A 24,388-nucleotide genomic window follows, 5' to 3' on the forward strand; every position below is an offset into this window, starting at 1 on the left:
TGCGCCGAGGACGATCAGGCTGCCGATCCCGACGAGTACCCAGGTACGGGGATCCTCGTTGACGCTGGTGCACACGCCTGGCGAGTTCACGTACTCCACGCAGCTACCCGAACGGTCACCGGCGAGAAGGACCACAGCGACGAGAGCAACCAACGCGATCGCGAGCCACCACCACCGAACGCGACGCCGAACCAATGCACCCATGACCAGACCGTACGACGACAGTGGTTCATCGAGGAGGCGGCCAGGTCTCGATAGTTCATCGATGTGGCCTGCCGCTCGCCTCTGCCGGCGGAGGCGACCGGTGCCAGAAGGTGGCAGGAGCGTTTAAGTACCCCTGAGCTGTCCCCACCCGAAGACGCTCTCCGCGATGAAGTCTTGAAGATCGCTCTGCACGGCCAGAGCGAGGACGAACACGGAGACGCCGCTCTGAAGCTCTCGCGATGAGCCCGTCTCCCCGAGGACTACCCACTGCGCGACGACGCTGCCGTCCTCGAGGCGATCTGCAGGACTCAGAGGAGAACCGTCCGGCCACTCTGCGAGCCGCACGAAGTGCAGCCGAAGTGACGAGCGTTCGTCCTCGTGCAGCATTTCCTCGAACACGGGAACGAGCGCCAGTCGCAGCTCCTCGATCGTCGTCACCGCACACCAGGGCTGTCGACGTAGACGTTCTCGCTGAGCGGTGTCCACGTCTCTTCCGCGCCCGCGCCGTCCGGGACGACGTGGACCGTGTTCCGGCCGATCGTGGCGTCGAAGTCGTCGGCCCCGCAGCTCTGGTCCCATGTGTCCTCGTCAGCGAAGCTCGTCAGGCACGTCGTGCCCGGATCGCTCGTGCGCGCCAGGAACAGCGATCGGTCTCCGACTCGGCCGACGAGCCGGGAGCTGGTCTCGTCCATCTCGGACCAGGAGGCACGCGGGGGCAGCGTCGGGAACGTATCGGCCTCGGTCGCTGCCCGGTCGAGGTCACCAAAGGTGAGCGGCGGCCGCTCGGCGGTGGCGAAGCACCCGCTGAGCGAGGCCGTGACTGCGGCAGAGATGACCGTGATGGCGAGGGTTCGAGCGGTCACCCTTGCGATGCTGCGCGGTCGACTTGTCCAGGTCACGAGGTCAGCCTAGGAAGCGCGGGGCCAGGACGCGCCCTTTCCGGAAACTAGGGTGAGGGGATGTTCCCCGAGCTTGGCACCGCGTTCCTCGCGGGCGCGCTCGCTCTGCTCTCCCCCTGCGCTGCACCGATCCTCCCCGGCATCGTCGGCGCGCTCACCTCGACAGGGGACGGACGGGCTCGACCGTCTCGACAGGTGTGGTCGATCCTCGCGTTCGCGGTCGGGGCCGCTCTCGTGCTGATCGGATCCGTGGCGCTGCTGCTCGCGCTCGGCGCGAACGTGAACCTCGCCCGGCCGCCGTACACGTTCATCGCCGGCGGACTACTCATCGCCGCCGGCCTCTACTCCCTCGGCTTCCTCCGGATCCCCTGGATCACGAAGACCTCCACCCCAGGCGGCTCGGCCGCGAAAGCACTGCTGCTCGGAATCAGCTGCGCCGCCGTCTGGTACCCCTGCCTCGGCCCATCCCTCGCCATCGCCTACGGCCTCGCCTCCAACATCGACACCGTGGGACTCGGCGTGGCGCTGGGGTTCGTCTACTTCCTCGGCATGCTCACCCCTCTGTTCCTACTCGGACTCGTCCTCGCCCGCGCAGCACGCTCACGCCGCTGGCTGCGCCGCATCGGCGCATACGCCAATAAGGCCGTCGCCGTGCTCCTCATCGCGATCGGCGTCCTCGTCATCACCGGGCTCTGGAACTCTGTGTCGCTGTGGATTGTGGACAACTCGAGCTGGTTCCCCACCCTCTGACCCTCAGGTGGGATCGCCGCGCTCCAGGCCTGGAATGGTTTCGCTGAACGATCGTTCATCAGAGCGAGTGGGGGCGCGGCGGTGGCCTTCGCTTCGACCATGTGGATCTAGCTCAGGTTCTCCTTCGAGTCCTATGGTGAGCGCATGAAGCGACTCGCTAAGTCAGGCCCGTTGGTTGGATGGACAATCGCATCGCTCGGCGCTGCTGGTGCCGCCGCGTTCCTGGTGCATTGGAGCTCGTGCTTCAGTGGCCTGAACGAGGGTTGCTACAGCGCCACACAGTCGGACTTCACGTGGATCGCCACGACGATCCTCTGGGCCATCGCCTTCCCGCTCGTGATACTCGGCGCCCTCGTGCTCTCGCCGGGACGACCCGTCACACTGATTGGTGTCGGGCTCCTCCTGGTCATCAACCCCCTCACCGACCCTGGAGCGTTCTTTCTCCCGTGGGATGTCGCGGACACTTTGCCCTTCACCGGCGTCGCCACGTCGCTGGCTGCTGTGACTGCAGGTCTCCTCCTGGCCAGATCTTCCCACCGAGCCCGTCGGCCCGATCACAGCCGAGTCGGGAAGCCAGCGCCCGCTGACGTCGCCTACTGACCTTCGATCGGCTTTGCGTCGTCCCGTTAGGGGATTCCCATACGGAACGGGCAGCCTCGCGCTCTTCGCTCCGTTGATGAGAGCCGGTGCTCTGGAGTTCAGGCGAAGTAGGGTGAGCGAAACGCGACGGGGGACGCCATGGGCCACAAACGATCGACCTACGGATTCAAGATCGGTGCGGCCTCGGTCGCGCTCATGGCCCTTCCTCTTCTCGGCGGGTGCGCGCAGGACACCACCGTCTACGACGACCCGACCGTGTACTCGGACTACGACAGGGCGCAGCAGGAGCAGGACGCACTCCCCTCGCTCGGCAGCGTCGGAGACAAGCTCGATCCCGACTCGATCCGGTTCGCCGGGTCCGTCGAGGGCCTCGACTTCTACTTGGCCTTACCTCGCGAGGGAGCCGGACACTGCGTCATCGTCAACGAGGGCGACGAACCGGTCAGCGGCTGCGGCGAGAAGCTGTCAAAGCAGAACGACTGGACGGTACAGATCCACCCCGACGACGCCGTACCGGACGACGCCACCGGCGACGGCTGGACCCAGCTCGGCAAGAACCTGTCGGTCCGCGCAAGCTGACAGCGGGAGGGCTCTCTCGCTGAACCACGGCACCCGGCGGAGGTCGGCCCGGCGACTTGGTGATCCGCAGAACGATCCCCATATGGGACGGAGCTGAGCGGGTAGCGTCACCGGCATGACCTCGGGTTCGCGTCACCGCATTCGAGTTGCTGCCGCGCTCACAACCGGAGCGGCGCTGCTCACCGCCGCCAGCTGCGCGCCGGCGGTGCAGACGTCGGGATGCCCGGGCTGGGCGTATTTTGGATCCGCGGAAGCTCGCTACGAGGTCGCCGAAGCGGTCATCACGACCGCCTCCCCTCGCGCCTCGGGAACTCAGAGCGTCTTCAGCGTCGCAGCATCCGCATACATGGTCACCGTGGATGAGACAGAGAAGGGACCGTTCATTGCAGGAGAGACAATCCGCGTCGTGTCGATGCCTGATGCGTGCAGCGGCACCGACCTCTACCCGGACGGAGACCCGATGGACACCGACCAGCCCCTCCGCCTGTACCTCAGTTCCGGGAACGGATTCTGGGCGACGCTGACTCCGCTCGAGGGCGCTGAACCGATCGAGGAATAGCCCGCCAGTCGATTCCCTTACGGGACGATGCGCAACGTCACTGCGTGACAGAGTTGAGCCGTGGAGCGCTGGTTGAACGACGATCCCACGCTCCGACCGCTCATCGAACGCGGGTTCACTCGTTCAGGTGACTCGGTTGTACTTCGGGCCTACGCCGCCTCTCGCCTCCGGACGGCTCCGCCGTCCGATGCTTGGGGAGTGGAGTGGTGGGTGAATAGCATCCACTTACGCTCGAACCTTCCGGCCGCCAACGTATCGTGGCGGGAGCAGGTGGTCGCACAAGGATTGTTCCTGATCGACGGGCTGCTCCCCCGAATGGTTCGACTCTCGGCGGGCCGTGCGGCTCAAGCCGTCCTGTCGCTTCAGTCGTCGCCAATCTCTGTCGACCCCGAAGCCGACTTCGCATCAGGGTCTGTCCATTTCACGCTCGTCCGCAGCGCAGTGGAAGACGCTCGAGCAGTGGAAGACGCTCGAGCAGTTCAAACGCGGTCGATACAGCCCGTCATGGTTGTCACCCTCGACTCGATCGACGCCTCGACTAGAGACAGCGACGCCTCCTGACGCGGGCCCAGGATCGGAATCCTTCGCCTACTGGGCGGACCGGCCTGCCCCTGCGACCGAAGCGCTGAACGATCCCAATCCGGGACGCGAAGCGCGGCTGCGATGATCAGTCCATGCATCGAACAGTAGGCATAGTGGTCAGCCGGTGACACCACCGCAATCAGACGCGAGAACGGTTCGCGCGAGGATCCGTCTCCGTCCAACCAGCGACGGCGGCCGAAAGGCGCCCATCGGTCTCGACGGAAGGTACCGACCTCATGTCGTCGTCGTCGGCGGCGACGGAACGCATCTCGGCGTGATCGTGCGCAGCAGCGAGGCTACTGAAGTCGATCCCGGCGAGACGAGCGAAGTGACCCTTCAGCTTCTGTACGACATCGACTACAGCTCCCTCAGCGCCGGAGCGGCCTTCACTATCGTTGAAGGCCCCAAAGCCATAGGTGACGGACAAGTCCTCTGAAGCAGTCGCCTCGGTAGGCCGCCATGCTCTGAAGACACGATCGAGCGCGTCGCCCGCAGAACTGCGCCGCAGCGTCCGCTGCGATGCTCGGCCGCACCGCGTGACGACCCGGTGATCAATCCCCATACGGGCCAGCCTCGAGCACCCCGATAGTTACAGTGGGCGCATGAAAGCAGAGCTGCACGATCCGCGCGACCAAACCTTGCAGGTCGACGGTCCGACGTACCGCGTCCACTTCTGGTCCGAAGACGGCACGTCGAACCAAGAGTGGGAGCTTTCAGAAACCGACCTTGACGAGGTGCTGGCCTGGATCCCGAAGCGAGCTCACGGCCGGCCCCATAGCCTCTGGGTAGTTACCCGCAGCGACCAGGACGTCTGCCTCATCCGTCTTCGCGGCATCGACCTAGACGCGGCCGAGAGTTACTGGCCAAGCTGGGCGGCACGCACCTACTCAGCCGAACCCAAGTGAAGCGCTGACCGATCCCCTTTCGGGACGCGCTTGGTGGGTAGCGTCCGCCCTACTCTGACGGGATGGAACTCCGGACCGCGAAGACCCTCGGCATCCTCGCGATGGTGATCGGAACCCCAGTCGCCCTCCTCACCCACACGATCGGCTGGGTTCAGACCGGCTGGGAACCCGCCGCCGTGCAGTGCCAGCACAGCGAGTACCCCGACGGGATCGACCTTTACTCCAGCCGCGTATCGGGCGAGAAGATCCTCTACCCGCTCGGACTTTCCTGCACCTACGCAGCCAGCGAGACCTCACCAGGCATCACCATCCGTCACTACAGGTGGGACGCCACCGCCCTCTTCACCGCAGCCGCCGCACTCGCTCTCGAGGGAACCGTCGTCGCGCTCAGAGCCGAACGCAAGCAGGAGCTCATCACCGAGTCGCCGGAAGACCGAGCGACGACATAGCGCAGCGCCCCCTCTGCCGCTCAACGATCCCCTTACGGAACACATGATCGTGGAGTGCTGAACGTTCTGATTCATGGCGTGTTCACCGACGTGCCGGACCATGATGCTCATGGAAACACGAGAACTGGCATGGGGGATTCTGGCGTGGCCGGCCGTTGCGGTCCTCGCGCTGCTGCGAACAGCGGGCAGCTGGGATGTATCGGGCGGGTCCGCAGCAGGGCTCATCGCGGGCACGGCAGCTGCGTTCACTGTCGCGGGCGCACTCCTGTGGCTTCCCTCGAGTCTCTGGCTCGACCGGCGGACACGCCGCTTCCCGCGTGTCGGGCAGGCGGCCGCGTTCCTGGGTCTGGGACTCGTGATCGGCGCCGCCGCCTCCACCGCACTGGTACTCGCGTCGGGAAACGCGACCTGGCCCTCCTCCGCGGGCCTCATCACGGAATACGCAGTCACGGCAGGCATCGCCTCCCTCCTCGGCCGGCTCCTCGCCACCACCCTTCGCGCGAAGAAGCTGCCGATCGTTCCGACGGCGGCGAATCGCGTGAACCGCTGAACGATCCCCCTACGGGACGGCACAAGTCTTCGCACTCGAGGGGACTTGGCCAAGGGTGCAGCGATTTGCAGCGCTGCGGACACTTCTTGGTATGAGCGTCACTGATGAGCAGGACTGGGCTCGCGTCGTAGCGGGTGAGGGTGAGGCGTTCGGTCGCATCTTCGACCGGCACCGCGACCGCGTCCGCCGGCACGCGCTCGGGCTCGCTCCGACTCCTGGGGAGGCGGAGGACGTGGTGTCGTTGACGTTCCTCGAGGCGTGGCGCAAGCGCGAGCGGATCCCATACGGGACGGCCCGGGCCTAGTTCAAGCGTCGCGGAGCATCGACCGAACAGCCTCGAGCGTGAACCCCATCGCCACGGCGAGCTCGTCCTCGTTGGCACCGAGAAGAACAGCGGAGCGCGCAGCAGAAACGACCCTCTCCCTCCCACTGGATCCCGAGGGCTGGCTGCGAAGAAGTGCACTCTCCTCCGACGCGCGCACGAGCGCTGCCTCCGCTTCACTGCACAGAAGCCTCGGCGGCTCGTTGAGATCGATACGCCACCCACGCGCGGACGGCTCAGTGGCTTCATCCATGTCCCGAAGCTACCCAACGTCGACGTCGAGCACCGCCGCCGCACCCCGACAGCCTCGAGCGCTGCGGCAAGCTCGACATCCGGCAACATGCGCTGATCCTCCCGGACGCCCGGCCAGCGATCCCCATATGGGACGCGACGCTGGGAACGTCGAGGAGGATGGCTGTTATGCCAGTCGTCTTCGATGGAACCGTGTGGACGCACTACTCCCAGCTGCAACTCACAACCGGCGCTGCGTCGGTTGAGGATCCTCGTGATGCGTTCGACGGACAAGAGAATGGGCTGTGCGGAGCGAGTTTGCCCGGCGCCCTCTTCATGCGGACAGGTATCCACACCGGGTACGTACAGGTTCGAGTCAGCACATTGGACACAGCGCCTGAGCTCGGCTTGTGGGAGGAGATCGTCGAGGCGAGCTTCCAGCCCGAAGGACCGGATGCGGTGCTTAGCGGATGGTCTGGGGACTCCGCCGCGTCGTTCCAGCTCACGGCGTCCGCCTATCGGGCCCGGTGGTGCGCTTCCGGCATGGAAGAGGGCCGGCGACAAGATGTCGCCGACGAAGCGCATCCGGCGCCTGACCGGTACGCGCTGTATCTGTGGCCGGCGCCTGCCTCGGCGGACGCGGTAGTGCGGCGAACCTCGGCAATTGCCGCGTACTGGCACAACGACGCCTCTCCGCGCAGCTAGCTTCACCAGGGCGATCGCTCGTTCGGTGAACGATCTCCAGCAGCGATGCGGGTGAGAGCGGCACACCTAGACTCCTGCGCATGACTGCTTCGTCATCCGTGGACGTGTCGCGGCGCCGACGTCGTCCGGCTCGTCGCCGCCTGTCCTTCTTCGGCGTCTTGGGTGAGCTGCTGATGACCGCAGGGGTGCTCGTTCTGCTGTTCCTCGCCTGGCAGCTGTGGTGGAACGATGCGGTGATCGCAGGGCGGCAGGAAGATCAAGCGGCCGAGCTGCGCCAGAGCTGGGGCGATGACGCGCCGTCCGCGGAGGCGCCGTCCGAGCCGACCGCTGAGCCGGCCGTCCCCGGTGACCCGGTGATCGCGCCGGTCGCAGCTCTGGACACCACGTTCGGCAACCTCTACATCCCCCGGTACGGCGAGGGGTGGGTGCGCACGATCGCTGAGGGCGTCGACGCGGAGAACGTGCTCGACGTGGGCAGCATCGGCCACTACCCGGGAACGCAGATGCCCGGCGAAATGGGGAACTTCGCGATCGCGGCGCACCGCTCCGCCGCCGGCGGAGGAATGCACCTCATCGATGAGCTGCAACTAGGTGACGCGATCTACATCGAGACCGCCGACGGCTGGTACACCTATCGGTTCCGGAACCTCGAATACGTGCAGCCCTCCGAAGTGCAGGTCATCGATCCGGTCCCCTGGACGAGCGACGTCGTTCCGACGGATCGTCTGATCACGATGACGAGCTGCAATCCGCTGCTGTCGACCGCGGAGCGGATCATCGCCTACGGCGTCTTCGAGTCGTGGCAGCCCCGCTCCGCAGGAGCGCCCGCCGAACTCGCCTCTTCCCTCGCGACCTGACGTCCGGCGTCGGCGCTGGCACCGCGACGAGGGCGGCGAGCCGGTTTCATGCTGCGGCAGACGTTTGCGGGTCGGGTGGACATGTACAGGATGAACCCGCTTTCGAAGGAGCCCGTCATGACTGCCGCCCCTGACCGAGACCCCCTGGACGTCCTGCTGGATGAGTCCAGCCCCCGCACATCGACAGTGACGAACGACGTCGCTGTCGAGCTGGCCGAGCTTCAGCAGCTCGCGGCGGCAGAGGCCCGCGTCAACCGTCACCGCTGGGCGCGTCCTGCGGTCGCCGGAGTGGCGTCGCTGGTACTGCTCGGTGGCATGGCGACCGCGGCCGCCGCGGCGACGGGCGCGTGGTCGCCGTGGGCGGAGACGCCGGACGCCTCGATCACCTATTCGCTGCCCAGCGGTGTTCAGTGTGAGGAGCGCATGGGAGACGTTCAAGGAACCGATCCGGCGGCCGTCGCCGTGGTCGATAACTTCTACCAGACGACCGACATAGACGCCCTCCTCAGCGACGGGGCACTCCAGGAGACCATCGCGCAGCTGCGTACCGAGGACCGATCCTTCATCAACGCTGACGGATCCCGCACGCCGGCCGGCTACGGCACCGAGTTCTACAACGCCGACCGGGAGTACTCGACCGCCGTCGGGCGCATCATCAGCAACGCTCTCGACGCCGAGCTCACTGCGCAGAACGTCGACGTCGACGCCGCGAACCTCAGCATCGCGGGCGAGGCCCACTGCCCCGGAGCGACCTGGTGACCCGCAGGAAGACCGACGAGGCGGAGCGACTCACCGAGGCGCTGCGCGTCGCCTCGCCTGACCTGCTCAAGTACCTGCAACGCCGCCTCCCTCTCGAGGACGCCGCCGACGCACTCGCGGACGTCATGCTCACCGCATGGCGCCGCGTAGGCGCCCTTCCCCGCACCGCGGAGGAGTCGCGGATGTGGCTTTTCGGCATCGCCCGGAACGTCCTCTCGAACAGCACCCGCACTGAGAACAGGCGAGCCGACCTCTCCGGCCGGCTCCGCGGCGTTCTGGCGACCGCTCCTACCGAAGGACGCCCCGCCGACGAAGGAGTCGACGTGCGCGATGCGATCGCCAGGCTCGCGCCAGAACAGGCCGAGCTCGTCCGCCTCATCCACTGGGACGGCTTCTCCATCACCGAAGCAGGACAACTCCTCGGCGTCCCCGCGTCCACGGCACGCACCCGCTACCAACGAGCACGAGAAGACCTGCGGTCGACCCTGGCGGCATCACCAGCAAGCGACGACGACGCCAAGCCCCTCCGAGCGGTCCGCTGAAAGCGTCCCGCAGATCGATCCCCATACGGAACACGCTGCAGCGAATGCCGGTAAGCGACCTGGGGCACGGGCGACGTCGGCTGCGGCGGGAACCGCGGGCAGCGGTCGTGTGTACCGGGATGACGCCTTCCCCAGCCGAGGTCGATACGCTCGCCACTCCGAGGAATGAGGTGGTCGTATGTACGGATCGAAGAGGCTCATCGATTTTGCCGTGGCCGAGGAGCAGGCACGGCGGCAGCGCATGGAAGCCGACCGCGAGACCGCGGATCACGGAGACGATCGCCCTGAGGGGTTCGATGCGAGCTCCACCCCTCTGCCCAGCTACAGACCTCTTGCAAGCGGCCGGGGCGACACTGCTAGCGACGACGCGGAGTAGCCCAGTCGCACAGTGCCGCGAGAACACACGCGCTGAGGAGCGCAACGACGCCGCGAGAAACGCCGCTATAGGTGACCGGTTTAGGATCCCGATACGGGACGCGCGCCAGCACTGTGATACCTCGCGCCACGGTGACCGAACGACGTCGGAACCGACGAGGATCCGAGGCGTGAAGAACAGCAGTGACGGTGAGCACTACCTCCTCCTCAGGACAGCCCTCTGGGCAGACGCCACCGACGTCGTTGGAATCTATGGCAGCGAGCAGCGCGCTCGGGAAGCAGCAGGTTCCTCTACGGGACCCGATCGGTGGACGCTCGAGGAGTGGAGAGGAGACGTGCGCCGCAGCAGTCTCCAGCTCCAGGCCGCTACGCGCTCACGCTGACGCAATGGAGTTGCACGGCTACAGTCACGAAGGAGGGTCGCGATGCGGCGACCGCTGGGGAGGTCGCTGTGGGCGAATCGAATGATGGCCGCTTCAAGAAGCTGCCCGATCGGATCGAGCCGGCTCAGCAGACCGTGAGCGTCCCGGCCAGCGAAGACGACTCCACGACGCCACCGCAACCGCCGGCCGGCGTTCCTGACCTCGTGATCGCGACTCGCGTGGCGGACGCCGCCACGATGACCGGCCTTCTCCGCCGTACGGCGGGGCGCGTTGCACTGACGGTCGTCGTCGTCGCGGCCGGCCTCGTCACCGTCCTCGCCGCGCTCAACCTGCGCTTGTAACCAGACCGATCAGCCGTGAGCGAGGACGGCGCGTCCGACAGCGGCGCCTCTCGACTCGCCCACCGAACATTCCGGGGATCCCATGCTCAGAGCACTTTCGTCCACTTCCATGTTCTGGATCGGTGTCGCCGGGATTCTCCTGGGCATCGTCTTCGGCACGATCGTGCCGTTCTGGATCGCCCCCTACCAAGCCAACGGATCACCCACCGTCGAACAGATCATCAGCACCATCCCGGTCCTCACACGAATCGCGGAGGGCATCGGCTACTCGTTCGTCGCAGGAGCCTTCGTCGTTCGCCACTTCGAGAAGCGCGAACTCGTCGACGCTCGACGGTCCGTGCACTTCGTCGGCCGAGCAGCCCGGAAAGACGAGCAGTAGCCCCTCCGAGCAGTCCGCTGAAAGCGTCCCGCGGATCGATCCCCTTACAGGACACTCTCGGTCGCGAGTCGGTAGCTCCTCGTGGTGAGAGCCGCGTCACGCCTACTGTTCTCCCGTGGGAGAACTCAAGGTAACGAGCTCGGCGGCGATCGAGGCCGCTTCACGTCGCGCCGAGGGGTGGATACGCCGTGGTTGAACGCCTGGACAGCTGGGACCCGAGCAGACTCTCGCCGGACCGGCAGACACCACCCCGCCAACGACGGTTGGTGAGACTGTCGATCGTGCTGGGCGCTCTAGCCGTCGTGGCGGCCGCGGTTCTGTGGGTGGGTGATCTGCTGTTCGGAGTGCATGGCCCTTCCCACTACGTCAGCATCACCAACGACACCGGAGCCTCACTCACCTGGTCCTGCTCCTGGTCCGATCTTCACCTCGCCGCCGGGGAGACAGGTCAGCTGCGAATCCTCGACCAGCCCGACCAGGACTACGGCTGCGTCCCACAAGCAGCGACCCCCTTCGTAGCGGCGGCGCACAACAACGACATCTGCCCGTCGCTGAACTCGATGACCGAGGGAAGGCAGTTCACGGCAACCGACTTCGCGAAGACCTACCGCTGCCCGTAGCTGCATACGCGACCGGTGAACGATCCCCCTACGGGACGAACTAGCTTGCCCCGCAGGAGCCGACATGAGCGGCGGGCCGTCAGTGCGTGCTCTACGCCTCACGCACGGTCAGGAACCATGCCGTGTCGCGATCGGCGCCAGTTGTAGCCGCGCCGACGAGGTCGATTGGGTCGGTGCCGAGGGAGGCTGGGTCGATGTCGAGCGGACCGTCGCCGCAGTCCACGGTTTGGACAGTGGTCTTGCCTGTCGTGACCGTGCCGGTCTTGGAGTCGGAGTCGAGATGCAGTTCGACCGTGCCATCCCCGAAGCATTCGAAGGTGATGGCGCCGGGCAGTACCGGTTGGTCGAAGGCAGATTCCAGCCGATCCCCTTCCTGCCCCGCGCTCGAATCGGACGACAGCACAGCGAGGAAAGGACCTCCCGCGTCGATGTCAGCCTGACGATCCGAGCGCCACTGGGTGAGCTGCGCGCGATCAACGGGCCCTGGCGCGCACGCGGTCATGGTGCCCACGACAGCCAGCAGGAGTGTGAGTGCAACAGAACGACGACTCATCTGCCCACCCTAGGTCCGGCCGGATTAGGTCGAGCGAGTCTCGTCGTCCGGTCTGGCGGAGAGTGTCGCGCCAGGCGACTCAACGTGCATCGAGGACGGCTCCAATCTGATCGAAGGATATATCGCGGATACGTTGCCACTCTTCCGCCTCACTCGCGGTTCCCCACCTCCGAACGAGCAGTTCGATGGTGACGTGGAGGGCATCGAGGGGGTAGCGCGTTACCTGTGCGACCCACTCGTAGGTCTGCGCAAGTCCGGCGGTCGTCGGAGTCGTGGACACGCCTCGAGCCATCAAGTGCAGCGACTCGCCGTGAGCAATGCCGGAGAGACGTGAGTAAGCCACGGCCCCGTCGATTCCTGTCGCATCCAAGACTTCCGATGCGAGCGTGGTGAAGCTCGGAGTCCTGCTGAGGAACTGGCGCAACGTCGGCATCTCCGTTGCAGCTACTCCCTCAGTGGTCTCTGCGAGTTGCGAGTGGAGAGTGGCATCGAACAGCGCCCGACCGTCCTCACCGGCGCTGTTCGGAGACATGATGCCTCGGCTGTAGAGCCCCTGTCCCTCTTTCGCCAGAAGGAGCGCAGCTCGATGCCGGCACTGAAGCGACGTGTCACTCGAAAGCATCCACCAGGCTCGCCCCAACGCTTCGACCGCTCCACGAGCGATCGTTCCGAGGGAGGTGGTCAACGGATCATCCTGTTGGAGCGCATATCCCAGCGCGCGGAGGTGATCGAGGCCGCTGGCCACAGAGATCGACATCTGGCTCACCGCCGCGGTGTAGGAGCGGTCGATGTAGAGTCCGGCCCCGAAGCCCGACGCTGGCGGGTTCTGCCAGGCGTTCATTGCGATCGTCTCCGCGCTGCGTGCCATCGCAAGGATGGCGCTACCGACCTGCGTCGCTGAATACACGTCGATAGGGCCACTGGGCCGGATGGCTGGCATCACGCACTACCTAAGCAACTGGACGGCGACGCCGGCGGCGACGTCCTCGCCCTCGATGGTGGCGAATCCGGTGACTGTGCCGATCGCGTCGACGCCGAGTGAGGAGTCCGGGACCCGGGCGACGAGCGAGGCGCCACGGTCCGTGACGTGCGTGGCGTCGTAGTTGGCTTGGGTGGCGCTCTCGAACTCGAAGACGAACGCCTTCGTCTCCTGCTCTGAGAGGCGGACGCCGAAGTGCTTCGCCGTGGCGCCATCAGCGCCGGTGAGCTCGATGGCGTAGGTCAACCATCCCACCGACTGTGGCAGTTCGAGCGGGTCGCCCAGAGTGAAGGTCGCGGTGATCCCGGAGGGGTCGGTGGCGACGTGAACGGCCAGCAACTCGCGGGGCGTCGGGGTGCTCATGCGCTCACCCTAGAACCGCCTCGGCTCCGTGGACACGCCCAGAATCCGGTGGGAGGGTGGGCGCATGTCGAAGCCTCGGACCAAGCTCGCACGTGCTGCGCTGATCAGCAACGGCATGGTCTGGTTCGGGCTATCGTTCATGCTCTTCGCAATCGCCGGCGAGCAGACCTACGCGGCGTTCACCGGTGAGTGGTTCAACGTGCTCGGGTGGGTGCTGATCGTCGCCGTGGCCGCCGGCCTGACGGTGGTCGGGGTGATCGAGAACCGGAACATCCGGGCGGGGAAGAAGTACAAGCCGCGGCCCCGCCGCTGATCGCTACTCGGCTGCAGCCTCGGCGGACACGACGGCGCGGGCGCGCTCGATGTAGCTGAGGCCGGCGGCGCGCAGCGCGTCGACCGTCATCTTGCGCTCCTCCCTGGGGGCTCCGATGACGGGCAGGGGCGTGGTGAGCAGGGCGACGTCGCGCAGGTCGTGCGCGAGGTCTTCGTCGTAGATTCCGGTGTCGCGGTCAGCGAAGGCGACGACCTTGATGCCGGTCGTGAGACCACGGGTGGTGAGGGTGTCGCGGACGACGGTGAGGTAGGCGTCCTGGTACGCGGCGACGTCGCGGTCCCAGACCTCGGTGATGGCGCGGGAGAGCCGTTCCGTCTCGCGGTACAGGTCGTACCGGGGGTCGCCTGCGTCCTTGGCGCGGTTGAGGACCGCGTGGTGGATCTCTCCGAGCTGCTCGTACTGCTCGGCGCTCAGGGAGCCGGCGGTGGACATTTCGGCGGCGAACGCTGCGATCCGGGCTGTCTCTTCGGCGGTGGTGTGTTCTTGCGTCATCGCCGCCGTGTCGACGTCGGTGCTGGCGAAGAGGTCGATCTGGTCTTGGTCGGCGAGGGCGAGGAGCCCGAAGTCCTCGAGGTCGGATTCTGCTGAGACGACGACGCTGACGGGAGTGGTGCGCCATTTAAGGGTCCGGTGGCCGCGAGCGTCTTCCTGGGCGAAGTGCTGCTCGAGCATCGCGGGGAAGCAGCCGCAGTCCTCGTGCTCGTCGTGGTGGTGGCCGATGCAGCGGTCGTCGGCGCAGCCGCACGCGTCGCCGGCCCACTCTGCGATGGAGGGCGAGCTGTGCTCGCGCGCCCATTCGTCAGGTTCGATTTCCTGGGCGCGGAGCGTGCTGATCACGTCGGGGTAGAGCTTCATCGCTGGTGTCCTGTCTGATGAGGCGCGACGACCGGCGGTCGCGACGGGTGCGAGCGCGTCCATCGTCGCATCCGGCCATGACACTGGCTGTGCTGCTGTGGTGCGAGGCCCTGGGGTCGAGGGGATTCTCCCTCCCCTGTGGGCCGGCCCGGTCGGGGCCGGGGCGTTACGCGTCAGATCTGGCCGGAGCGGTGTGAGAGCGGATGGCATAGACGAGGCCGCCGATGATCAGCCCCAACGACACGATCAGCAGCGCTGTGAGGAACCAGCTCGGGTTGATTACGGCGAGTACGTCACCGGAGCCCAATCGCTCATAAGTGCACCTGAGGCCGAGCGGCCACAGTGAAGCGCCTGCCAGGGTCTCCGTTTCCACGCCGGGAAAGAGAACGCCGTACCAGGCGTAACAGGTCTCGGTGCCGTTTCTGACCTGGCCGTAGAGCTCGAAGATCAAGACCAGGAGCCCAGCGACTCCGGCTCCGATCGACACTTTCGGTCCGGTCGTCACGAAGGGTGCCCCTCTGCCATCACTGCGGTTTTCGCGTCCGTAGCCTAGCCACCGGTGAAAGCACAGGCAGGACGCGGGCTCTCGACGGGGGGGGTCGAGGGGGTTCTCCCCCTCGTGCGGGCCGGCCCGCTTAGGGTCGGCCCGCTTAGGGTCGGCCCGCACACGCGCTCAGAGGGTGAGCGTGTGAAGGATCAGGGTCGTGGAGCCGATGGGCTTCCCGAAGTCGGTGTAGTCGAGGGTCGCGCGGCGGTTGCTGATGAGGTCAAGGGCGATCAGTTCCTCCTCGGACTCATCCGTCATGTCGCCGGGCTCCTCGTCCCATTCGCGCAGCACCTGCCGGTCGGCGTCGAGGATTTTCCACAGTCCCCAGACGTGGGCGATGGGGCCGGTCGTCTCGTATGTGAAGACGAGGGCGGTCGCGGTGGGCCAGCCGTAGGCGGCCGCGGCGACGATCAGCGCTCGCGCTGCGGGCGCGGTCGCGTCGGCGTCGCCGGACGCGGCGTCGACGGCGACCTCGGCCGCTCGCAGCGTCGGGTCCTCCTGGTACGGGTCGAATCGGTGGGCGGGGCGGGGTGCGGTGGTCGTGGTGGTCATGGTCGGGCCTTCCTGTGCAGCAGTGGGAGAAGAGGAGGGGCGGGGACCGGCGCGAGCCGGTCCCCGCCGGGTGGGCTAGCTGAGCCCTGCGGCGTCGGTGGGGGTGCTGTCGCCGGTGACGACCTGCTCGACCGGGGAGAGCGCGTATCCCCAGGCCGCGAGCTGGCGGAAGTGCTCGGCCGTGCGCTCGTCGCCGCGGCGCCAGGACTCCTTGCTCGTGTGCGCCTCCTGCCCTCCGAGGACGACGGCCAGCGCGACCAGGCGGGCCTTCGCGGGATTCGCCTCGACCAGCGCAGCGAGAGCGTCCGCGCGGTAGCCGGAGGGACGCTCGACGCGCAGCAGCGCGTACGCGAGGTCGCTGCCGTTGCTCATCCCCGACGACACCGCGAACCGGTGCGCGGTGAGGCCGAGAGCGATGACGCGATCCGCGTCATTCGGGAGGGTCTTGCGGGCGAGGAACGTCGCGATCCACTCGCGCCGCACCTTCTCGGCCGCGTTCCACGCCTTGTTATTGGCGATGAGCACCTTCCGCTCCGCGGACTTCTCGGCGCGCTCCTCCTCGGCTTCCTCCTCGGTCTGCGGCTGCTCGGGGGCTCCGTAGGCGTAGGTGAATCCGGCGGCGGTGGGGTCCTGGACGAAGAGGGTGACCTCGACCTCGCCGCGCCAGCTGGTGTCGATGAGCACTCCGCGTCCGGGAGCGGCGGCGACCTGCTCGGGGGTGACGCTCTTGCCGTCCTCGCCGCGCAGCTGCCGCACCGGCGTCCACGTCGCCTGGTCGCCGTAGGCGTCGGAGCGGGTGAGGATCTGGAAGCCGTTGCCGGTGTACTCGGCGGCGGTCGCTGCGAGGAGCGCCTGGTGCGCGGCCTCGTCGCGGAGGGTCTGCGCGGTGTGCTCGAACTGGGCCGGGTCGTGGGTGGCGACCTCGATCAGGTTCGCGCGGGCGTCGGCATCGTCCTCGAACTCCAACAGCACCGCCGCCTGGTCCAGGGTCAGCTCGTGCTCGTGCAGAACGGACGTGACAATTGCGGACTCCGCGACCGCGAGGCCCTTCTTCACCGCGTCGGTCTTGGTGCCGGTGCGCTTGGCGATCGCTGCGGCGGTGACGCCCTCGAACGCGAGCTGCGCCCACGCGGCGGTGCGGTCCGCGACGCTCAGTTCGGCGCGCTGGTCGTTCTCGATGATCTGCTGCACGATCCGGTCCGCGGTCGTCTCGTCGCCCTCCACGACGTAGACCGGGATCGTGGGCACTCCGGCCTCGCGGGCGGCGAGGGTGCGGCGCTGTCCGGCGCGGACGATGACGTTGCCGTGCTCGTCGCGGCGGGCGAGGACCGGGGTGATGACGCCGTTCTCGCGGATCGACGCGATGAAGTCCTTCGTCAGCGGGGCGCTGGTGCGCACGTTCGCCTCGATCACGAGGGCGGTCGGGTCGATGTGCTGAATGGTCCCGGTTCCGGTGGTGATAGTCACGATGGTTTCTCCTCAATCGGTGTGCGACCATGAAGGTGACAAGTCCCGTGGTTCTAGACCAACTACGGGGCTTTTGTCGTCTTCCTGATCGTTTTTCTTTGCCTCTCCGGCGAGTGATAACCAATTGAGTGGAGTCGGCGGAGTGACGCCGATCACGGGCGAAACAAGCCCGAAGGGCGCGTCCGAGAGAGACGGCACGCAGCCGATGGAGGGAGATAGGTTGAAACCGCGGAGAGGTGAAGAAAACCTAGAAACGCGCCGCGCAGCGGCTCCCGCCGGCGGTGCTCCGTCACCGCTGCGCGAGCGCAGCTCGCGCCCCCGACCGGGGAGACGGGTGTGGCCTTCGCCGTATACGCGACCGCGGTTCCGTCCAGCGCGAGACTGCGGCCTGTGGCAGTGTGTGCAGATGATGATGTGGCGTGAGACGGCATCAGCCGAAGCGCAAGAGGATCTCGACGGCCTTCTCGATCTGACGATGACTCGCGCCGTTGAGGCTCTCGGAAAGCGCGGCGAGCTCGGCCCGTTCTCCGCCTCGATCGACACCGACGGGCGCAGCGTTCTGAGCATGGTGGAGCAGGAGCCGGGTCGCGGGAACAACTCGTCCCAGGCGGACCTCGACGAGCTCCGGCGTGCGAGCAGAGAGAACCGGCAGTCGTTGCGGGCGGTCGCGTACGTCAGCGTGGTCACGATCAGCGGGAGCGGTGAGGCCATCCGAGTCGAGTCGGAACACCGGGAGGGCATCGCGCTGGTGGTCCTGGTTCCCTACACCCGGCTTCGTCTCCGCAAGCAACTGAAACTCGGCGAGATGCGCCTGCAGGCCGGCGTAGCCGACATCTGGGTGCCGGAGGTCTGACTTCCTCGCGACCGATGACCACGCGCGACCGCGTGTCCCAGGAGGAACGCGATGCCGAGCGTGAGCCAGGCGAGCAAAGGACCTGCCGCGTAGCGGCTCCCGCCGGCGGTGCTCCGTCACCGCTGCGCGTGCGGAGCTCGCGCCCCGCCTCCGGCGGAACACGGGGGAGCGCGAGGGGGTCACCCCTCGTGGCCGGCCCGAAGGCCGGCCCCTCCCCCGCGCTACTCGGCGGGCGTCAGGAACGCGATCAACGCGGCAGCCTCGGCGGTGCCGTCGTCGTAGACAGGCATCCCGCCGGGTCCGCACTCCCCCGGCAGTCCGAGCGTGTTGCGGGTGTGCGCGAGGATCTCCGCGTCGGTCGCGGTGGTGTTCTCCGGGTCCTCGTCGCGACTGGTCGCGAGGATGAGCGCGAGCTGTTCGGCCGTGGCGCGGCCTGTGTCGGTGCGGGTCATGGTGTGGTCCTCTCAGCGGTTCAGGAACGGGGCGACGCGGCGGATCGCTGCGCGGCGGGCGTGGGCGACGCAGTGGCGGAATGAGCCGCTGGTGATGCCGTGCAGCTGGTCGGAGTGCCACGCCTCCCAGACGCCGGACTTGCGGCGGGTGACGTGCACCGAGGGCATCGTCTTCGGGTCGGTGCCCACAACGCGCACGTCGACCGCGCGGGTGTTCGCGAGCGTGAGGTAGGTCTTCGCGGTGGTCTGCAAGTCGGTGGTGGTCTGCATGGTGTGGGTGCTCCCTCTGGCTGATCGTTTTTCTTTGCCTCTCCGGCGGGGAAAACCGTTTGAGTGGAGGCGGCGCAGTGACACCGAGAGCGGGCGAAATAAGCCCGCAGGGCGCGTCCGCTCTCGGTGGCACGGAGCCGGTGGAGCGAAATAGGTTGAAACCGCGGAGAGGTGAAGAAAACGGGTGGAACGGGCCGCATCGCGGCCTCCCCTTGGCGGCGCTCCGTCGCCGCTGCGCGAGTGCAGCTCGCGCCCCGGAACGGGACACCGGGGAGCGTGAGGGGGCCGCCCCTCACGGGCGGGCGGCGCCGGCCCGCCCGCTTGGTTCCTTGGCTGGTATGCGGCGCTGGCGGATACGGTGGGCGGATGAACCGCCTGACGGTAGCTGCGATCGCGATCGCGGTGCTTACTCTGGCCAGCGGTTGCTCCGCGACTGCGCCTGAACCTGCGTCGAAAGCGCCGAACGGCGATCCGATCGTCGCCGCTCGCAACCTTCCTGATGCTGGTGGCGTCGTCGCCGTTAGCGACGCCAGTTCAAGCTGCGGCGAATACGTTCTTGAGCAAGGAAGTGACCTGCCTAGCGAGGCTCGAGCCTGCCTCGCGACGGCCGCCCTCGCAGGAGAGGATGCGGAACTGGCTTGGAGCACACCGACCACCGAAGGTGACCCGATCGTCTCGTTCGCGTTCGTCGGTGGCTCGATCGACGGCGTCGACGTGTACACGACGACAGCGTTCGATCGCCACAACGGTCTTGAAGAGCCCACGGGCGTGGGTGCCAGCTGGTCACTCCTGCACTGCGCCGATCCGGCAGATGTGCACGGTTCCGGCGACTGCGCACGCTACGTCGAGGGATGAACCCCGAGCCGGAGGCGTCGGAGACTGGGCCGCATCACGGCTTTCGACGTGCGGTGCTCCGTCACCGCCGCGCGCGCAGCTCGCGCCCCGCAACGGGGCACTCGGGGAGTGTGAAGGGTCGCCCCTCACGGGCCGGCGGTGCCGGCGAGGAGGGCGACAGTGGCTGCGGAGAAGAGAACAACGGCCGCGAGGAGTGCGCCGCGGGCCCGGGCGCGCTTGTCGACCGCGACCTCGGACACCTGCGCGGAGTGGAGCTCGGAGTCGCGATAAAGCGGCACGATACCGGCGACGACGAGCGCGGCACCTGTCACGGCCAGCAGCAGAGCGATCCCGTCCCACATGCCGACCAACTTACTCAGCCGCGGGGGCGGCGCTGCGGCGGGGTGCGCGCTGGGTGGTTGTGGTGACGACGGCGGTCGCGCGGGTGAGGTTGGGGCCAATGGCGTCGGCTTCGAGGACGCGGCCGGTGCGGCGGTTCTCGCCGTCGCCCCAGGCGACGGTGCGCTCGTAGCCGACGACGATCACGGCGTCTCCCTTGTGGAGGGAGGCGAGCACGTGCTCGCCGAGTTCGAACTTCGCTTCCACGTAGTGCGTGGTCGGGGCGTCGTGCGGGATCCACTCCCCCGCGCGGTATTCGCCGGTGTTCTCGATGACGCGCAGCTTCACGATCTGCACGCGGCCCGCCTGCACGGCCTCGGGGTCGGCGGCGAGGTTGCCGGTGATGGTCCTGGTGCTCATCTGTCGTCTCCTGCTCGTGCGGTTGGTGGGTCCCGTCGACGTCGACGGGTTCTCGACCGCGGCCGCGGCCGCCGGGGTGTCGGCGGGGGTTGTCTCGATGCCCCAGGACGCCAGAGCGTCGCGCCTCGTGACTTCCATAGGCGGCTCGGACAGCGCTCTGCGCTGTTCGAGCTCGGCGCGCGTGACGGTGAGGGCGGGGACGCGACGCTCGTCGCCGTAGGCGAGGCGGTAGAGCCGGTCGGCCTCGTTCTCCAGCCAGTCGACTTCGCCTTGCCGGTCGGCCTGTCCGGCGAGGTACCCGGCCCGGTAGTCGTCGCCGGTGATGTTCGGGCCGGTCATGCGGCGTGCTTCTCGATGAGGTCGGGGCGAAAGCCCGACCAGTGGTCCTGGTCGCTCGCGACGACCACGGGGGCGGCGGAATAGCCCAGCTCCTCCGTGACGTACGCGAGCGCTGCGGGGTTGGTGGTGATGTCGACGGTGGTGTACTCGATGCCCTTCTTCTCGAGCACCCGGTAGGTCATGGTGCACTGCACGCACGACGGCTTCGAGTAGACGGTGAGCATCAGTCGTCCCACCGGTCGCCGCGATGCGGGTCGTGCTCGTCGTTGACCGGGGACCAGGCGTGCAGCTCGGCCCACTTCTCGGCGGCGTCGGTGTGTCCGGCCTGGGTGAGGAGGTCGATGATGCCCGTCGCGCGCCAGCACGGCAGCGTCGGAGCGATCGCTTCCGTGACGGCCGGGTCGGAGAGCGTGGCCGCGAAGGCCGCGACGGCCGCCTGGTAGGTCGCCGCCGGGTCGGGCGTGGTCTGCTGCTGCTCGCTCATCGGTGGGTTCCTTCCGGGGTGTGGGCGTCGCCCTCGTCGTCGTCGCTCGCGTGCTCCGCGATCCACAGGTCCGCGGCCTCATCTCGTCCGAATGCTCGCAGGAGTCCGGCCAGAGCGTCGACCTCGGCGCAGCTGAGTCGGACTGCCAGGTCGTCGGCGGTGTCTCCGTGGGAGAACACGGAAGCGAACTCGGCCACCGCGTCGAGGAGGGTCGGCTCCTCGGCCGCGGGGCTGGTGGTGATGGTGTCGGACATGGCGTTTGCTCCTCGGTGGTGGTGCGGGTCAGGATTCGGTGCGGGTGAGGGTGTCCACGAACATGACGCCCTCGGGGCCGGGGATCGTGGCGATGTGTGCCAGCGCCCACCCGTTGCGTGCCAGACCTGAGAGGTCGACGTCGCGCTCGGCGATCCGGCGCAACTGGCTCTGTATCCCGTCCTCGTTCGCGGCCGGGACGAAGGTGCTGACGGTGATGATCTGCTGCATGTTCTTCCTCTTCCTCATCGTTTTTTGCCGTGATTCTCAATCAGGTTTGTCAAGCCAGCGGGGGTGGTCTGGCTCGGTCGTTCTTCCTTCTCTCCCAGCGTTTTTTTGCCTGGAAGGCACGTAGTGCCGAGCAGGGTCGGAGGTGGGAGCGCAACCCGGAGGGCGGAGGAGGAGAGGTTGTCGGCGCGATGGGAGGGAGCGCAGCGACCGCGTGCCGAGAAGCTCGGAGGAGCCGGCCGCGCAGCGGCTTGCGTGGACGCCGGAGGCCCGTACGCTGCCGAAGGCTTCCAGGCAAAAATTCGCGCAGCGCACGACACCGCGCCGGCCTGAGGTCGGCGTCCGCTTGTTCGCGATCTGATGCGCGGAATTGCGGCCGCTCGAAACGGTCCCGACGCTGGACGTCCTAGCGACCGCTCTGCAAGGCAGAGTACAGTTGCTCTACACCACAGAGTGATCGGAGCATCATGTCGCTGACTCGCACGCCCTTAGAAGAACGGGTCCGAGACGCGCGGCACGTGTCATCACTTCCGCTGATCGTCTCCGGCGTCGGAGTGGTAACAGCCGGACTGCTGCCCCTGGCCGGTTCGACGCTGTTCACCGTCGGCTTCCTGATTCCTGCCTTCACGAGCATCGCTCTCTGGATCGTGCTGAGGGCTACTGCTGCTCACGCAGGTGTGGGAATGGGGCGCGAGCGCATGGGGCCGATCGCGGCCGTCATCGCCGCAATCTCGATCTTGACGTTTTTGCCCACGATGTTCGCCGGTCCGGCCTTTCTTGTTGAGTTCGTCGGTCCGGCGTTTCTTGTCGGGGTGCTCCTGTTCGCGATCGGTTGGCGACTCGAAAATCGCAGCCAGTGGCTTGCTGGCCTCGGGGTGGCAGTAGTTTCCCCCTTCCTCTTCAACAGCTTCTTGCAGGACGCTGCCCCCGAGAGCGGGTTGATCCTGGGTGCTTCCTACGGTTCCACGCCTCTGTCAATCGATGGCGTCGTTCTCACGATCGCCGGCATCACCCTCGTCGTTCTGGGTATCAACACTTTCCGGCAGGAGACGGGACGTGCCCGTGGCACCAGGCGCTGAGGAGTCGACCGACGACGAGTTCGCGTCCTTGGACGATGCCGTCCACCAACGAACGCGTCTTGCGATTTTGACCATCCTTCACGAGGCCGGCGAAGCCGACTTCCGGTTCCTGCGCACCACCCTCGACCTCACCGACGGCAACCTTGGACGACACCTCGAAGTCCTACTCAGGGCCGGTCACATCACCACACGACGGGGCTACGACGGCCGCCGAGCCAAGAACTGGGTCGCTCTCACTCCTCAGGGCACCGCCGCCCTCAGCATCGAAGTCGAAGCACTGCGCGCGATTGTCGCGCGCGTCGATCGCGCGCAGAATCCCTGACCAGGATTACCCCGCAGCGAGGTGGTTCACCACGAGTGACGGTTGCCGATGCCCTCCCACGGATTCCCGCCAGCACCGAGACCACGAGCCGCCGACCCATCTGCGATCGTCCCTGACGCGAACGCGGCGGGCTCTGCGCCTGTGGGGTGATAGCTGGTCTGGTCGCGGAAAATTGCCCAGATGACGTTGATGCGGCGTCGGGCGAGTGCGATCAGTGCCTGCTTGTGCGACTTGCCCTCGCCACGTTTTCGCTCGTAGAACGAGCGAGAGACCGGGCAGTTCCTCGACGCGATGAACGCCGCTTGGAAGCAGGCGTTCAACAGCCGCCGGTCGTAGCGCCGTGGCCGGTGGTGGTTGCCGGAGATCTTCCCGGAGTCGCGCGGCACGGGAGCGAGGCCCGCGAAGCTGGCCAGCCGGTCGGGCGTCTCGAATGCGGCGAGGTCAGTACCGGTTGCGGCGAGGAAGTCCGCGGCGAGCCTGCGCCCAAATCCGGGGAGCGACACGAGCAGATCCGCAGAACTGCTGTCCTGTAGAACGGCGTCGATCTCGGCCTCGAGCTCGGCGAGTTCGTCGCGGATGCGGAGCAGATCGCGGGCGGACCGGCTCACCAGCCGGGCCGCGGCATCCTCCCCCGCGACGACCGAGGTCTGCTCGCGCGCGGCTTCCACCGCCGTCTTAGCGACGGCCGCGGACTTCCAACAGCCCTGCCCCTTCAACCACGACGCCAGACGGCTCTCCCCCGTCCGCCTGATCGCGGACGGCGTCGCGTACCGGGTGAGCAGCACCAGAGGTCCCCTGGTCGTCGCGTAGTTGAACGCTCCCTCGAGTGACGGGAAGTAGTGGACCAGGATGGCGCGTAGCCGATTTACGGCGCGGGTGCGGTCGTGCACCAGGTCCTCGCGCCGGGCTGAGAGCAGGCGCAGCTCCGCGGTGACGTCGTCGGCCTGCCGCATCAGCGTCACGTCTCGTCGGGTCCGGGCCTGGTCGGCGATGATGACCGCGTCCTTCGCGTCCGTCTTTGCCTCGCCTCGGTAGGCGCCCGAGGCATGATGAACGACCCGGCCCGAGATGTAGAACAGCGGCTGCGCGTGGGAGCTGAGCAGCGTCTGCAGCAGCCCCGTTCCGCCGTGGTTGAGGTCCGTCGCCCACGCGACGTCGGTGCCACCCGGCAAGGAGGCGACGTCGCCCATCAGGGTCAGGATCGCCGTTTCTCGGTTCTTGAACCGTTGCGAGAGCAGCTTGGTTCCGTTGGTGTCGATGACGACGCAGTGGTGT

Annotated in this window: 40 protein-coding genes; 21 read left to right on the plus strand and 19 right to left on the minus strand. The window is 67.2% G+C overall.

The genetic code is table 11. From position 1 onward, the window contains the following. Window positions 1-327: 327 nt before the first annotated feature. Both C5D08_RS13475 and C5D08_RS13480 read right to left on the minus strand, forming a co-directional pair. Complete coding sequence (locus C5D08_RS13475) at window positions 328-642, minus strand: hypothetical protein (protein ID WP_104277479.1); 315 nt, start codon at window positions 640-642, stop codon at window positions 328-330. Next, the gene (locus C5D08_RS13480; protein WP_104277480.1) at window positions 639-1,067 is read right to left on the minus strand and encodes a hypothetical protein; all 429 of its coding nucleotides are present in this window, start codon (window positions 1,065-1,067) and stop codon (window positions 639-641) included. Before C5D08_RS13480 ends, C5D08_RS13475 begins: the two co-directional genes overlap by 4 nt. A 96-nt stretch (window positions 1,068-1,163) precedes the next feature. Between C5D08_RS13480 and C5D08_RS13485 the strand changes: the two genes are divergently transcribed. The 9 genes from C5D08_RS13485 (at window position 1,164) to C5D08_RS13515 (ending at window position 6,381) form a co-directional block, all read left to right on the plus strand. Beyond that, on the plus strand, window positions 1,164-1,853 hold the full coding sequence (locus tag C5D08_RS13485) for a cytochrome c biogenesis CcdA family protein (protein WP_104277481.1): 690 nt from the start codon (window positions 1,164-1,166) through the stop codon (window positions 1,851-1,853). A gap of 144 nt (window positions 1,854-1,997) precedes the next feature. After that, the gene (locus C5D08_RS16720; RefSeq protein ID WP_146079385.1) at window positions 1,998-2,453 is read left to right on the plus strand and encodes a hypothetical protein; all 456 of its coding nucleotides are present in this window, start codon (window positions 1,998-2,000) and stop codon (window positions 2,451-2,453) included. Between the two features lie 138 nt (window positions 2,454-2,591). Then, window positions 2,592-3,032, plus strand: a complete 441-nt coding sequence (locus tag C5D08_RS13490; protein WP_104234410.1) for a hypothetical protein — start codon at window positions 2,592-2,594, stop codon at window positions 3,030-3,032. Between the two features lie 115 nt (window positions 3,033-3,147). Beyond that, window positions 3,148-3,591 (plus strand): hypothetical protein, encoded by a 444-nt coding sequence (locus C5D08_RS13495; protein ID WP_146087938.1) that lies wholly within the window; start codon window positions 3,148-3,150, stop codon window positions 3,589-3,591. Between the two features lie 856 nt (window positions 3,592-4,447). Continuing rightward, the gene (locus C5D08_RS17070; RefSeq protein WP_181027273.1) at window positions 4,448-4,609 is read left to right on the plus strand and encodes a hypothetical protein; all 162 of its coding nucleotides are present in this window, start codon (window positions 4,448-4,450) and stop codon (window positions 4,607-4,609) included. Window positions 4,610-4,775: 166 nt separating this feature from the next. Continuing rightward, the gene (locus tag C5D08_RS13500; RefSeq protein ID WP_104234409.1) at window positions 4,776-5,078 is read left to right on the plus strand and encodes a hypothetical protein; all 303 of its coding nucleotides are present in this window, start codon (window positions 4,776-4,778) and stop codon (window positions 5,076-5,078) included. 62 nt (window positions 5,079-5,140) lie between these two features. Then, a complete protein-coding gene (locus C5D08_RS13505; RefSeq protein ID WP_104277482.1) occupies window positions 5,141-5,527 on the plus strand; it encodes a hypothetical protein in 387 nt (128 codons plus the stop codon). 109 nt (window positions 5,528-5,636) lie between these two features. Next, window positions 5,637-6,077 carry a hypothetical protein gene (locus C5D08_RS16725; RefSeq protein ID WP_146083934.1) on the plus strand — a complete coding sequence of 147 codons (441 nt, stop codon included), beginning with the start codon at window positions 5,637-5,639 and terminating at the stop codon, window positions 6,075-6,077. Between the two features lie 91 nt (window positions 6,078-6,168). Further along, the gene (locus C5D08_RS13515) at window positions 6,169-6,381 is read left to right on the plus strand and encodes a sigma factor (RefSeq protein WP_104234406.1); all 213 of its coding nucleotides are present in this window, start codon (window positions 6,169-6,171) and stop codon (window positions 6,379-6,381) included. Window position 6,382: 1 nt separating this feature from the next. Here the strand turns inward: C5D08_RS13515 and C5D08_RS16730 are convergent, their stop codons facing one another. Further along, window positions 6,383-6,652: a hypothetical protein gene (locus tag C5D08_RS16730; RefSeq protein ID WP_146086163.1), complete on the minus strand. Its 270-nt coding sequence runs from the start codon at window positions 6,650-6,652 to the stop codon at window positions 6,383-6,385. A gap of 167 nt (window positions 6,653-6,819) precedes the next feature. On the opposite strand from C5D08_RS16730, the gene C5D08_RS13520 reads away from it, so the two are divergent. From C5D08_RS13520 to C5D08_RS13555, 7 genes are all read left to right on the plus strand, one after another. Further along, a complete protein-coding gene (locus tag C5D08_RS13520; protein ID WP_104234405.1) occupies window positions 6,820-7,335 on the plus strand; it encodes a hypothetical protein in 516 nt (171 codons plus the stop codon). 80 nt (window positions 7,336-7,415) lie between these two features. Next, complete coding sequence (locus tag C5D08_RS13525; protein WP_104277483.1) at window positions 7,416-8,192, plus strand: class E sortase; 777 nt, start codon at window positions 7,416-7,418, stop codon at window positions 8,190-8,192. A 117-nt stretch (window positions 8,193-8,309) separates the two neighbouring features. Continuing rightward, window positions 8,310-8,951, plus strand: coding sequence for a hypothetical protein (locus C5D08_RS13530; RefSeq protein ID WP_146079378.1), 642 nt, complete (start codon window positions 8,310-8,312; stop codon window positions 8,949-8,951). Next, complete coding sequence (locus C5D08_RS13535; protein WP_104224254.1) at window positions 8,948-9,493, plus strand: RNA polymerase sigma factor; 546 nt, start codon at window positions 8,948-8,950, stop codon at window positions 9,491-9,493. The genes C5D08_RS13530 and C5D08_RS13535 overlap by 4 nt, the downstream gene beginning before the upstream one ends. 826 nt (window positions 9,494-10,319) lie before the next feature. Then, window positions 10,320-10,592, plus strand: coding sequence for a hypothetical protein (locus C5D08_RS13545; RefSeq protein ID WP_104227086.1), 273 nt, complete (start codon window positions 10,320-10,322; stop codon window positions 10,590-10,592). A gap of 109 nt (window positions 10,593-10,701) precedes the next feature. After that, window positions 10,702-10,971: a hypothetical protein gene (locus C5D08_RS13550; RefSeq protein ID WP_104224259.1), complete on the plus strand. Its 270-nt coding sequence runs from the start codon at window positions 10,702-10,704 to the stop codon at window positions 10,969-10,971. Window positions 10,972-11,315: 344 nt separating this feature from the next. After that, window positions 11,316-11,591, plus strand: coding sequence for a hypothetical protein (locus C5D08_RS13555; protein WP_146076568.1), 276 nt, complete (start codon window positions 11,316-11,318; stop codon window positions 11,589-11,591). A 91-nt stretch (window positions 11,592-11,682) separates the two neighbouring features. Here C5D08_RS13555 and C5D08_RS13560 read toward each other — a convergent pair whose 3' ends face one another. The 3 genes from C5D08_RS13560 to C5D08_RS13570 form a co-directional block, all read right to left on the minus strand. After that, complete coding sequence (locus C5D08_RS13560) at window positions 11,683-12,102, minus strand: hypothetical protein (RefSeq protein ID WP_146079379.1); 420 nt, start codon at window positions 12,100-12,102, stop codon at window positions 11,683-11,685. 121 nt (window positions 12,103-12,223) lie between these two features. Further along, window positions 12,224-12,985 carry a hypothetical protein gene (locus C5D08_RS13565; protein WP_104248325.1) on the minus strand — a complete coding sequence of 254 codons (762 nt, stop codon included), beginning with the start codon at window positions 12,983-12,985 and terminating at the stop codon, window positions 12,224-12,226. 105 nt (window positions 12,986-13,090) lie between these two features. Further along, the gene (locus C5D08_RS13570; RefSeq protein WP_104248326.1) at window positions 13,091-13,486 is read right to left on the minus strand and encodes a hypothetical protein; all 396 of its coding nucleotides are present in this window, start codon (window positions 13,484-13,486) and stop codon (window positions 13,091-13,093) included. 64 nt (window positions 13,487-13,550) lie between these two features. Here C5D08_RS13570 and C5D08_RS13575 point away from each other — a divergent pair, with 64 nt between their 5' ends. Then, window positions 13,551-13,799, plus strand: a complete 249-nt coding sequence (locus C5D08_RS13575; RefSeq protein WP_104248327.1) for a hypothetical protein — start codon at window positions 13,551-13,553, stop codon at window positions 13,797-13,799. Between the two features lie 3 nt (window positions 13,800-13,802). On the opposite strand, the gene C5D08_RS13580 is transcribed toward C5D08_RS13575, so the two are convergent. From C5D08_RS13580 to C5D08_RS13595, 4 genes are all read right to left on the minus strand, one after another. After that, window positions 13,803-14,675, minus strand: a complete 873-nt coding sequence (locus C5D08_RS13580) for a hypothetical protein (protein ID WP_104277486.1) — start codon at window positions 14,673-14,675, stop codon at window positions 13,803-13,805. A 166-nt stretch (window positions 14,676-14,841) separates the two neighbouring features. Then, the gene (locus tag C5D08_RS13585) at window positions 14,842-15,126 is read right to left on the minus strand and encodes a hypothetical protein (RefSeq protein ID WP_181110324.1); all 285 of its coding nucleotides are present in this window, start codon (window positions 15,124-15,126) and stop codon (window positions 14,842-14,844) included. Between the two features lie 222 nt (window positions 15,127-15,348). Next, window positions 15,349-15,774, minus strand: coding sequence for a hypothetical protein (locus C5D08_RS13590; RefSeq protein ID WP_104277488.1), 426 nt, complete (start codon window positions 15,772-15,774; stop codon window positions 15,349-15,351). Window positions 15,775-15,849: 75 nt separating this feature from the next. After that, on the minus strand, window positions 15,850-17,241 hold the full coding sequence (locus C5D08_RS13595; protein ID WP_181110325.1) for a ParB/RepB/Spo0J family partition protein: 1,392 nt from the start codon (window positions 17,239-17,241) through the stop codon (window positions 15,850-15,852). 406 nt (window positions 17,242-17,647) lie between these two features. Between C5D08_RS13595 and C5D08_RS13600 the strand changes: the two genes are divergently transcribed. Continuing rightward, window positions 17,648-18,094 carry a hypothetical protein gene (locus C5D08_RS13600; protein WP_146086164.1) on the plus strand — a complete coding sequence of 149 codons (447 nt, stop codon included), beginning with the start codon at window positions 17,648-17,650 and terminating at the stop codon, window positions 18,092-18,094. A 221-nt stretch (window positions 18,095-18,315) separates the two neighbouring features. Here the strand turns inward: C5D08_RS13600 and C5D08_RS13605 are convergent, their stop codons facing one another. Then, window positions 18,316-18,546 carry a hypothetical protein gene (locus C5D08_RS13605; RefSeq protein WP_104257587.1) on the minus strand — a complete coding sequence of 77 codons (231 nt, stop codon included), beginning with the start codon at window positions 18,544-18,546 and terminating at the stop codon, window positions 18,316-18,318. A gap of 12 nt (window positions 18,547-18,558) precedes the next feature. Next, entirely contained in the window at window positions 18,559-18,816 is a 258-nt protein-coding gene (locus C5D08_RS13610; protein WP_104277491.1) for a hypothetical protein, read from the minus strand. 366 nt (window positions 18,817-19,182) lie between these two features. Here C5D08_RS13610 and C5D08_RS16735 point away from each other — a divergent pair, with 366 nt between their 5' ends. Continuing rightward, entirely contained in the window at window positions 19,183-19,671 is a 489-nt protein-coding gene (locus C5D08_RS16735; RefSeq protein ID WP_146084294.1) for a hypothetical protein, read from the plus strand. Window positions 19,672-19,796: 125 nt separating this feature from the next. Here C5D08_RS16735 and C5D08_RS13615 read toward each other — a convergent pair whose 3' ends face one another. The 6 genes from C5D08_RS13615 to C5D08_RS13640 are packed head-to-tail and all read right to left on the minus strand — an operon-like array spanning window position 19,797 to window position 21,715. Beyond that, window positions 19,797-20,012 carry a hypothetical protein gene (locus tag C5D08_RS13615; RefSeq protein WP_104324909.1) on the minus strand — a complete coding sequence of 72 codons (216 nt, stop codon included), beginning with the start codon at window positions 20,010-20,012 and terminating at the stop codon, window positions 19,797-19,799. A gap of 10 nt (window positions 20,013-20,022) precedes the next feature. Next, window positions 20,023-20,748 (minus strand): single-stranded DNA-binding protein, encoded by a 726-nt coding sequence (locus tag C5D08_RS13620; RefSeq protein WP_104277493.1) that lies wholly within the window; start codon window positions 20,746-20,748, stop codon window positions 20,023-20,025. After that, window positions 20,745-20,975, minus strand: coding sequence for a glutaredoxin-like protein NrdH (gene nrdH, locus C5D08_RS13625; RefSeq protein WP_056045893.1), 231 nt, complete (start codon window positions 20,973-20,975; stop codon window positions 20,745-20,747). The genes C5D08_RS13620 and nrdH overlap by 4 nt, the downstream gene beginning before the upstream one ends. After that, window positions 20,972-21,232, minus strand: coding sequence for a hypothetical protein (locus C5D08_RS13630; RefSeq protein ID WP_104256091.1), 261 nt, complete (start codon window positions 21,230-21,232; stop codon window positions 20,972-20,974). The genes nrdH and C5D08_RS13630 overlap by 4 nt, the downstream gene beginning before the upstream one ends. Further along, window positions 21,229-21,486, minus strand: coding sequence for a hypothetical protein (locus C5D08_RS13635; protein ID WP_219814778.1), 258 nt, complete (start codon window positions 21,484-21,486; stop codon window positions 21,229-21,231). The genes C5D08_RS13630 and C5D08_RS13635 overlap by 4 nt, the downstream gene beginning before the upstream one ends. Window positions 21,487-21,514: 28 nt before the next feature. Continuing rightward, window positions 21,515-21,715: a hypothetical protein gene (locus C5D08_RS13640; protein WP_104277494.1), complete on the minus strand. Its 201-nt coding sequence runs from the start codon at window positions 21,713-21,715 to the stop codon at window positions 21,515-21,517. Window positions 21,716-22,179: 464 nt separating this feature from the next. Here C5D08_RS13640 and C5D08_RS16740 point away from each other — a divergent pair, with 464 nt between their 5' ends. Together C5D08_RS16740 and C5D08_RS13645 are read left to right on the plus strand one after the other, a co-directional pair. After that, window positions 22,180-22,791: a hypothetical protein gene (locus C5D08_RS16740; protein ID WP_146084343.1), complete on the plus strand. Its 612-nt coding sequence runs from the start codon at window positions 22,180-22,182 to the stop codon at window positions 22,789-22,791. A 28-nt stretch (window positions 22,792-22,819) separates the two neighbouring features. After that, window positions 22,820-23,113, plus strand: a complete 294-nt coding sequence (locus C5D08_RS13645; RefSeq protein ID WP_258062327.1) for a transcriptional regulator — start codon at window positions 22,820-22,822, stop codon at window positions 23,111-23,113. Between the two features lie 26 nt (window positions 23,114-23,139). Here the strand turns inward: C5D08_RS13645 and C5D08_RS13650 are convergent. After that, a partial coding sequence (locus C5D08_RS13650) for an IS110 family transposase (protein ID WP_258067410.1) occupies window positions 23,140-24,388 on the minus strand: 1,249 nt, incomplete at its 5' end.

This window comes from Rathayibacter sp. AY1B6, from assembly GCF_002932755.1.
Classification (GTDB): Bacteria; Actinomycetota; Actinomycetes; order Actinomycetales; family Microbacteriaceae; genus Rathayibacter.

What these genes read in the sequence shown, in the direction of transcription:
- C5D08_RS13485 (WP_104277481.1), top strand. Translation starts at nt 1,164, where the DNA reads ATGTTCCCCGAGCTTGGCACCGCGTTCCTCGCGGGCGCGCTCGCTCTG.
- C5D08_RS16720 (WP_146079385.1), top strand. Translation starts at nt 1,998, where the DNA reads ATGAAGCGACTCGCTAAGTCAGGCCCGTTGGTTGGATGGACAATCGCA.
- C5D08_RS13490 (WP_104234410.1), top strand. Translation starts at nt 2,592, where the DNA reads ATGGGCCACAAACGATCGACCTACGGATTCAAGATCGGTGCGGCCTCG.
- C5D08_RS13495 (WP_146087938.1), top strand. Translation starts at nt 3,148, where the DNA reads ATGACCTCGGGTTCGCGTCACCGCATTCGAGTTGCTGCCGCGCTCACA.
- C5D08_RS13500 (WP_104234409.1), top strand. Translation starts at nt 4,776, where the DNA reads ATGAAAGCAGAGCTGCACGATCCGCGCGACCAAACCTTGCAGGTCGAC.
- C5D08_RS13505 (WP_104277482.1), top strand. Translation starts at nt 5,141, where the DNA reads ATGGAACTCCGGACCGCGAAGACCCTCGGCATCCTCGCGATGGTGATC.
- C5D08_RS16725 (WP_146083934.1), top strand. Translation starts at nt 5,637, where the DNA reads ATGGAAACACGAGAACTGGCATGGGGGATTCTGGCGTGGCCGGCCGTT.
- C5D08_RS13515 (WP_104234406.1), top strand. Translation starts at nt 6,169, where the DNA reads ATGAGCGTCACTGATGAGCAGGACTGGGCTCGCGTCGTAGCGGGTGAG.
- C5D08_RS16730 (WP_146086163.1), bottom strand. Translation starts at nt 6,652, where the DNA reads ATGGATGAAGCCACTGAGCCGTCCGCGCGTGGGTGGCGTATCGATCTC.
- C5D08_RS13520 (WP_104234405.1), top strand. Translation starts at nt 6,820, where the DNA reads ATGCCAGTCGTCTTCGATGGAACCGTGTGGACGCACTACTCCCAGCTG.
- C5D08_RS13525 (WP_104277483.1), top strand. Translation starts at nt 7,416, where the DNA reads ATGACTGCTTCGTCATCCGTGGACGTGTCGCGGCGCCGACGTCGTCCG.
- C5D08_RS13530 (WP_146079378.1), top strand. Translation starts at nt 8,310, where the DNA reads ATGACTGCCGCCCCTGACCGAGACCCCCTGGACGTCCTGCTGGATGAG.
- C5D08_RS13550 (WP_104224259.1), top strand. Translation starts at nt 10,702, where the DNA reads ATGTTCTGGATCGGTGTCGCCGGGATTCTCCTGGGCATCGTCTTCGGC.
- C5D08_RS13565 (WP_104248325.1), bottom strand. Translation starts at nt 12,985, where the DNA reads ATGAACGCCTGGCAGAACCCGCCAGCGTCGGGCTTCGGGGCCGGACTC.
- C5D08_RS13570 (WP_104248326.1), bottom strand. Translation starts at nt 13,486, where the DNA reads ATGAGCACCCCGACGCCCCGCGAGTTGCTGGCCGTTCACGTCGCCACC.
- C5D08_RS13575 (WP_104248327.1), top strand. Translation starts at nt 13,551, where the DNA reads ATGTCGAAGCCTCGGACCAAGCTCGCACGTGCTGCGCTGATCAGCAAC.
- C5D08_RS13580 (WP_104277486.1), bottom strand. Translation starts at nt 14,675, where the DNA reads ATGAAGCTCTACCCCGACGTGATCAGCACGCTCCGCGCCCAGGAAATC.
- C5D08_RS13590 (WP_104277488.1), bottom strand. Translation starts at nt 15,774, where the DNA reads ATGACCACCACGACCACCGCACCCCGCCCCGCCCACCGATTCGACCCG.
- C5D08_RS13600 (WP_146086164.1), top strand. Translation starts at nt 17,648, where the DNA reads ATGATGATGTGGCGTGAGACGGCATCAGCCGAAGCGCAAGAGGATCTC.
- C5D08_RS13605 (WP_104257587.1), bottom strand. Translation starts at nt 18,546, where the DNA reads ATGACCCGCACCGACACAGGCCGCGCCACGGCCGAACAGCTCGCGCTC.
- C5D08_RS13610 (WP_104277491.1), bottom strand. Translation starts at nt 18,816, where the DNA reads ATGCAGACCACCACCGACTTGCAGACCACCGCGAAGACCTACCTCACG.
- C5D08_RS16735 (WP_146084294.1), top strand. Translation starts at nt 19,183, where the DNA reads ATGAACCGCCTGACGGTAGCTGCGATCGCGATCGCGGTGCTTACTCTG.
- C5D08_RS13615 (WP_104324909.1), bottom strand. Translation starts at nt 20,012, where the DNA reads ATGTGGGACGGGATCGCTCTGCTGCTGGCCGTGACAGGTGCCGCGCTC.
- C5D08_RS13620 (WP_104277493.1), bottom strand. Translation starts at nt 20,748, where the DNA reads ATGACCGGCCCGAACATCACCGGCGACGACTACCGGGCCGGGTACCTC.
- C5D08_RS13630 (WP_104256091.1), bottom strand. Translation starts at nt 21,232, where the DNA reads ATGAGCGAGCAGCAGCAGACCACGCCCGACCCGGCGGCGACCTACCAG.
- C5D08_RS13635 (WP_219814778.1), bottom strand. Translation starts at nt 21,486, where the DNA reads ATGTCCGACACCATCACCACCAGCCCCGCGGCCGAGGAGCCGACCCTC.
- C5D08_RS13640 (WP_104277494.1), bottom strand. Translation starts at nt 21,715, where the DNA reads ATGCAGCAGATCATCACCGTCAGCACCTTCGTCCCGGCCGCGAACGAG.
- C5D08_RS16740 (WP_146084343.1), top strand. Translation starts at nt 22,180, where the DNA reads ATGTCGCTGACTCGCACGCCCTTAGAAGAACGGGTCCGAGACGCGCGG.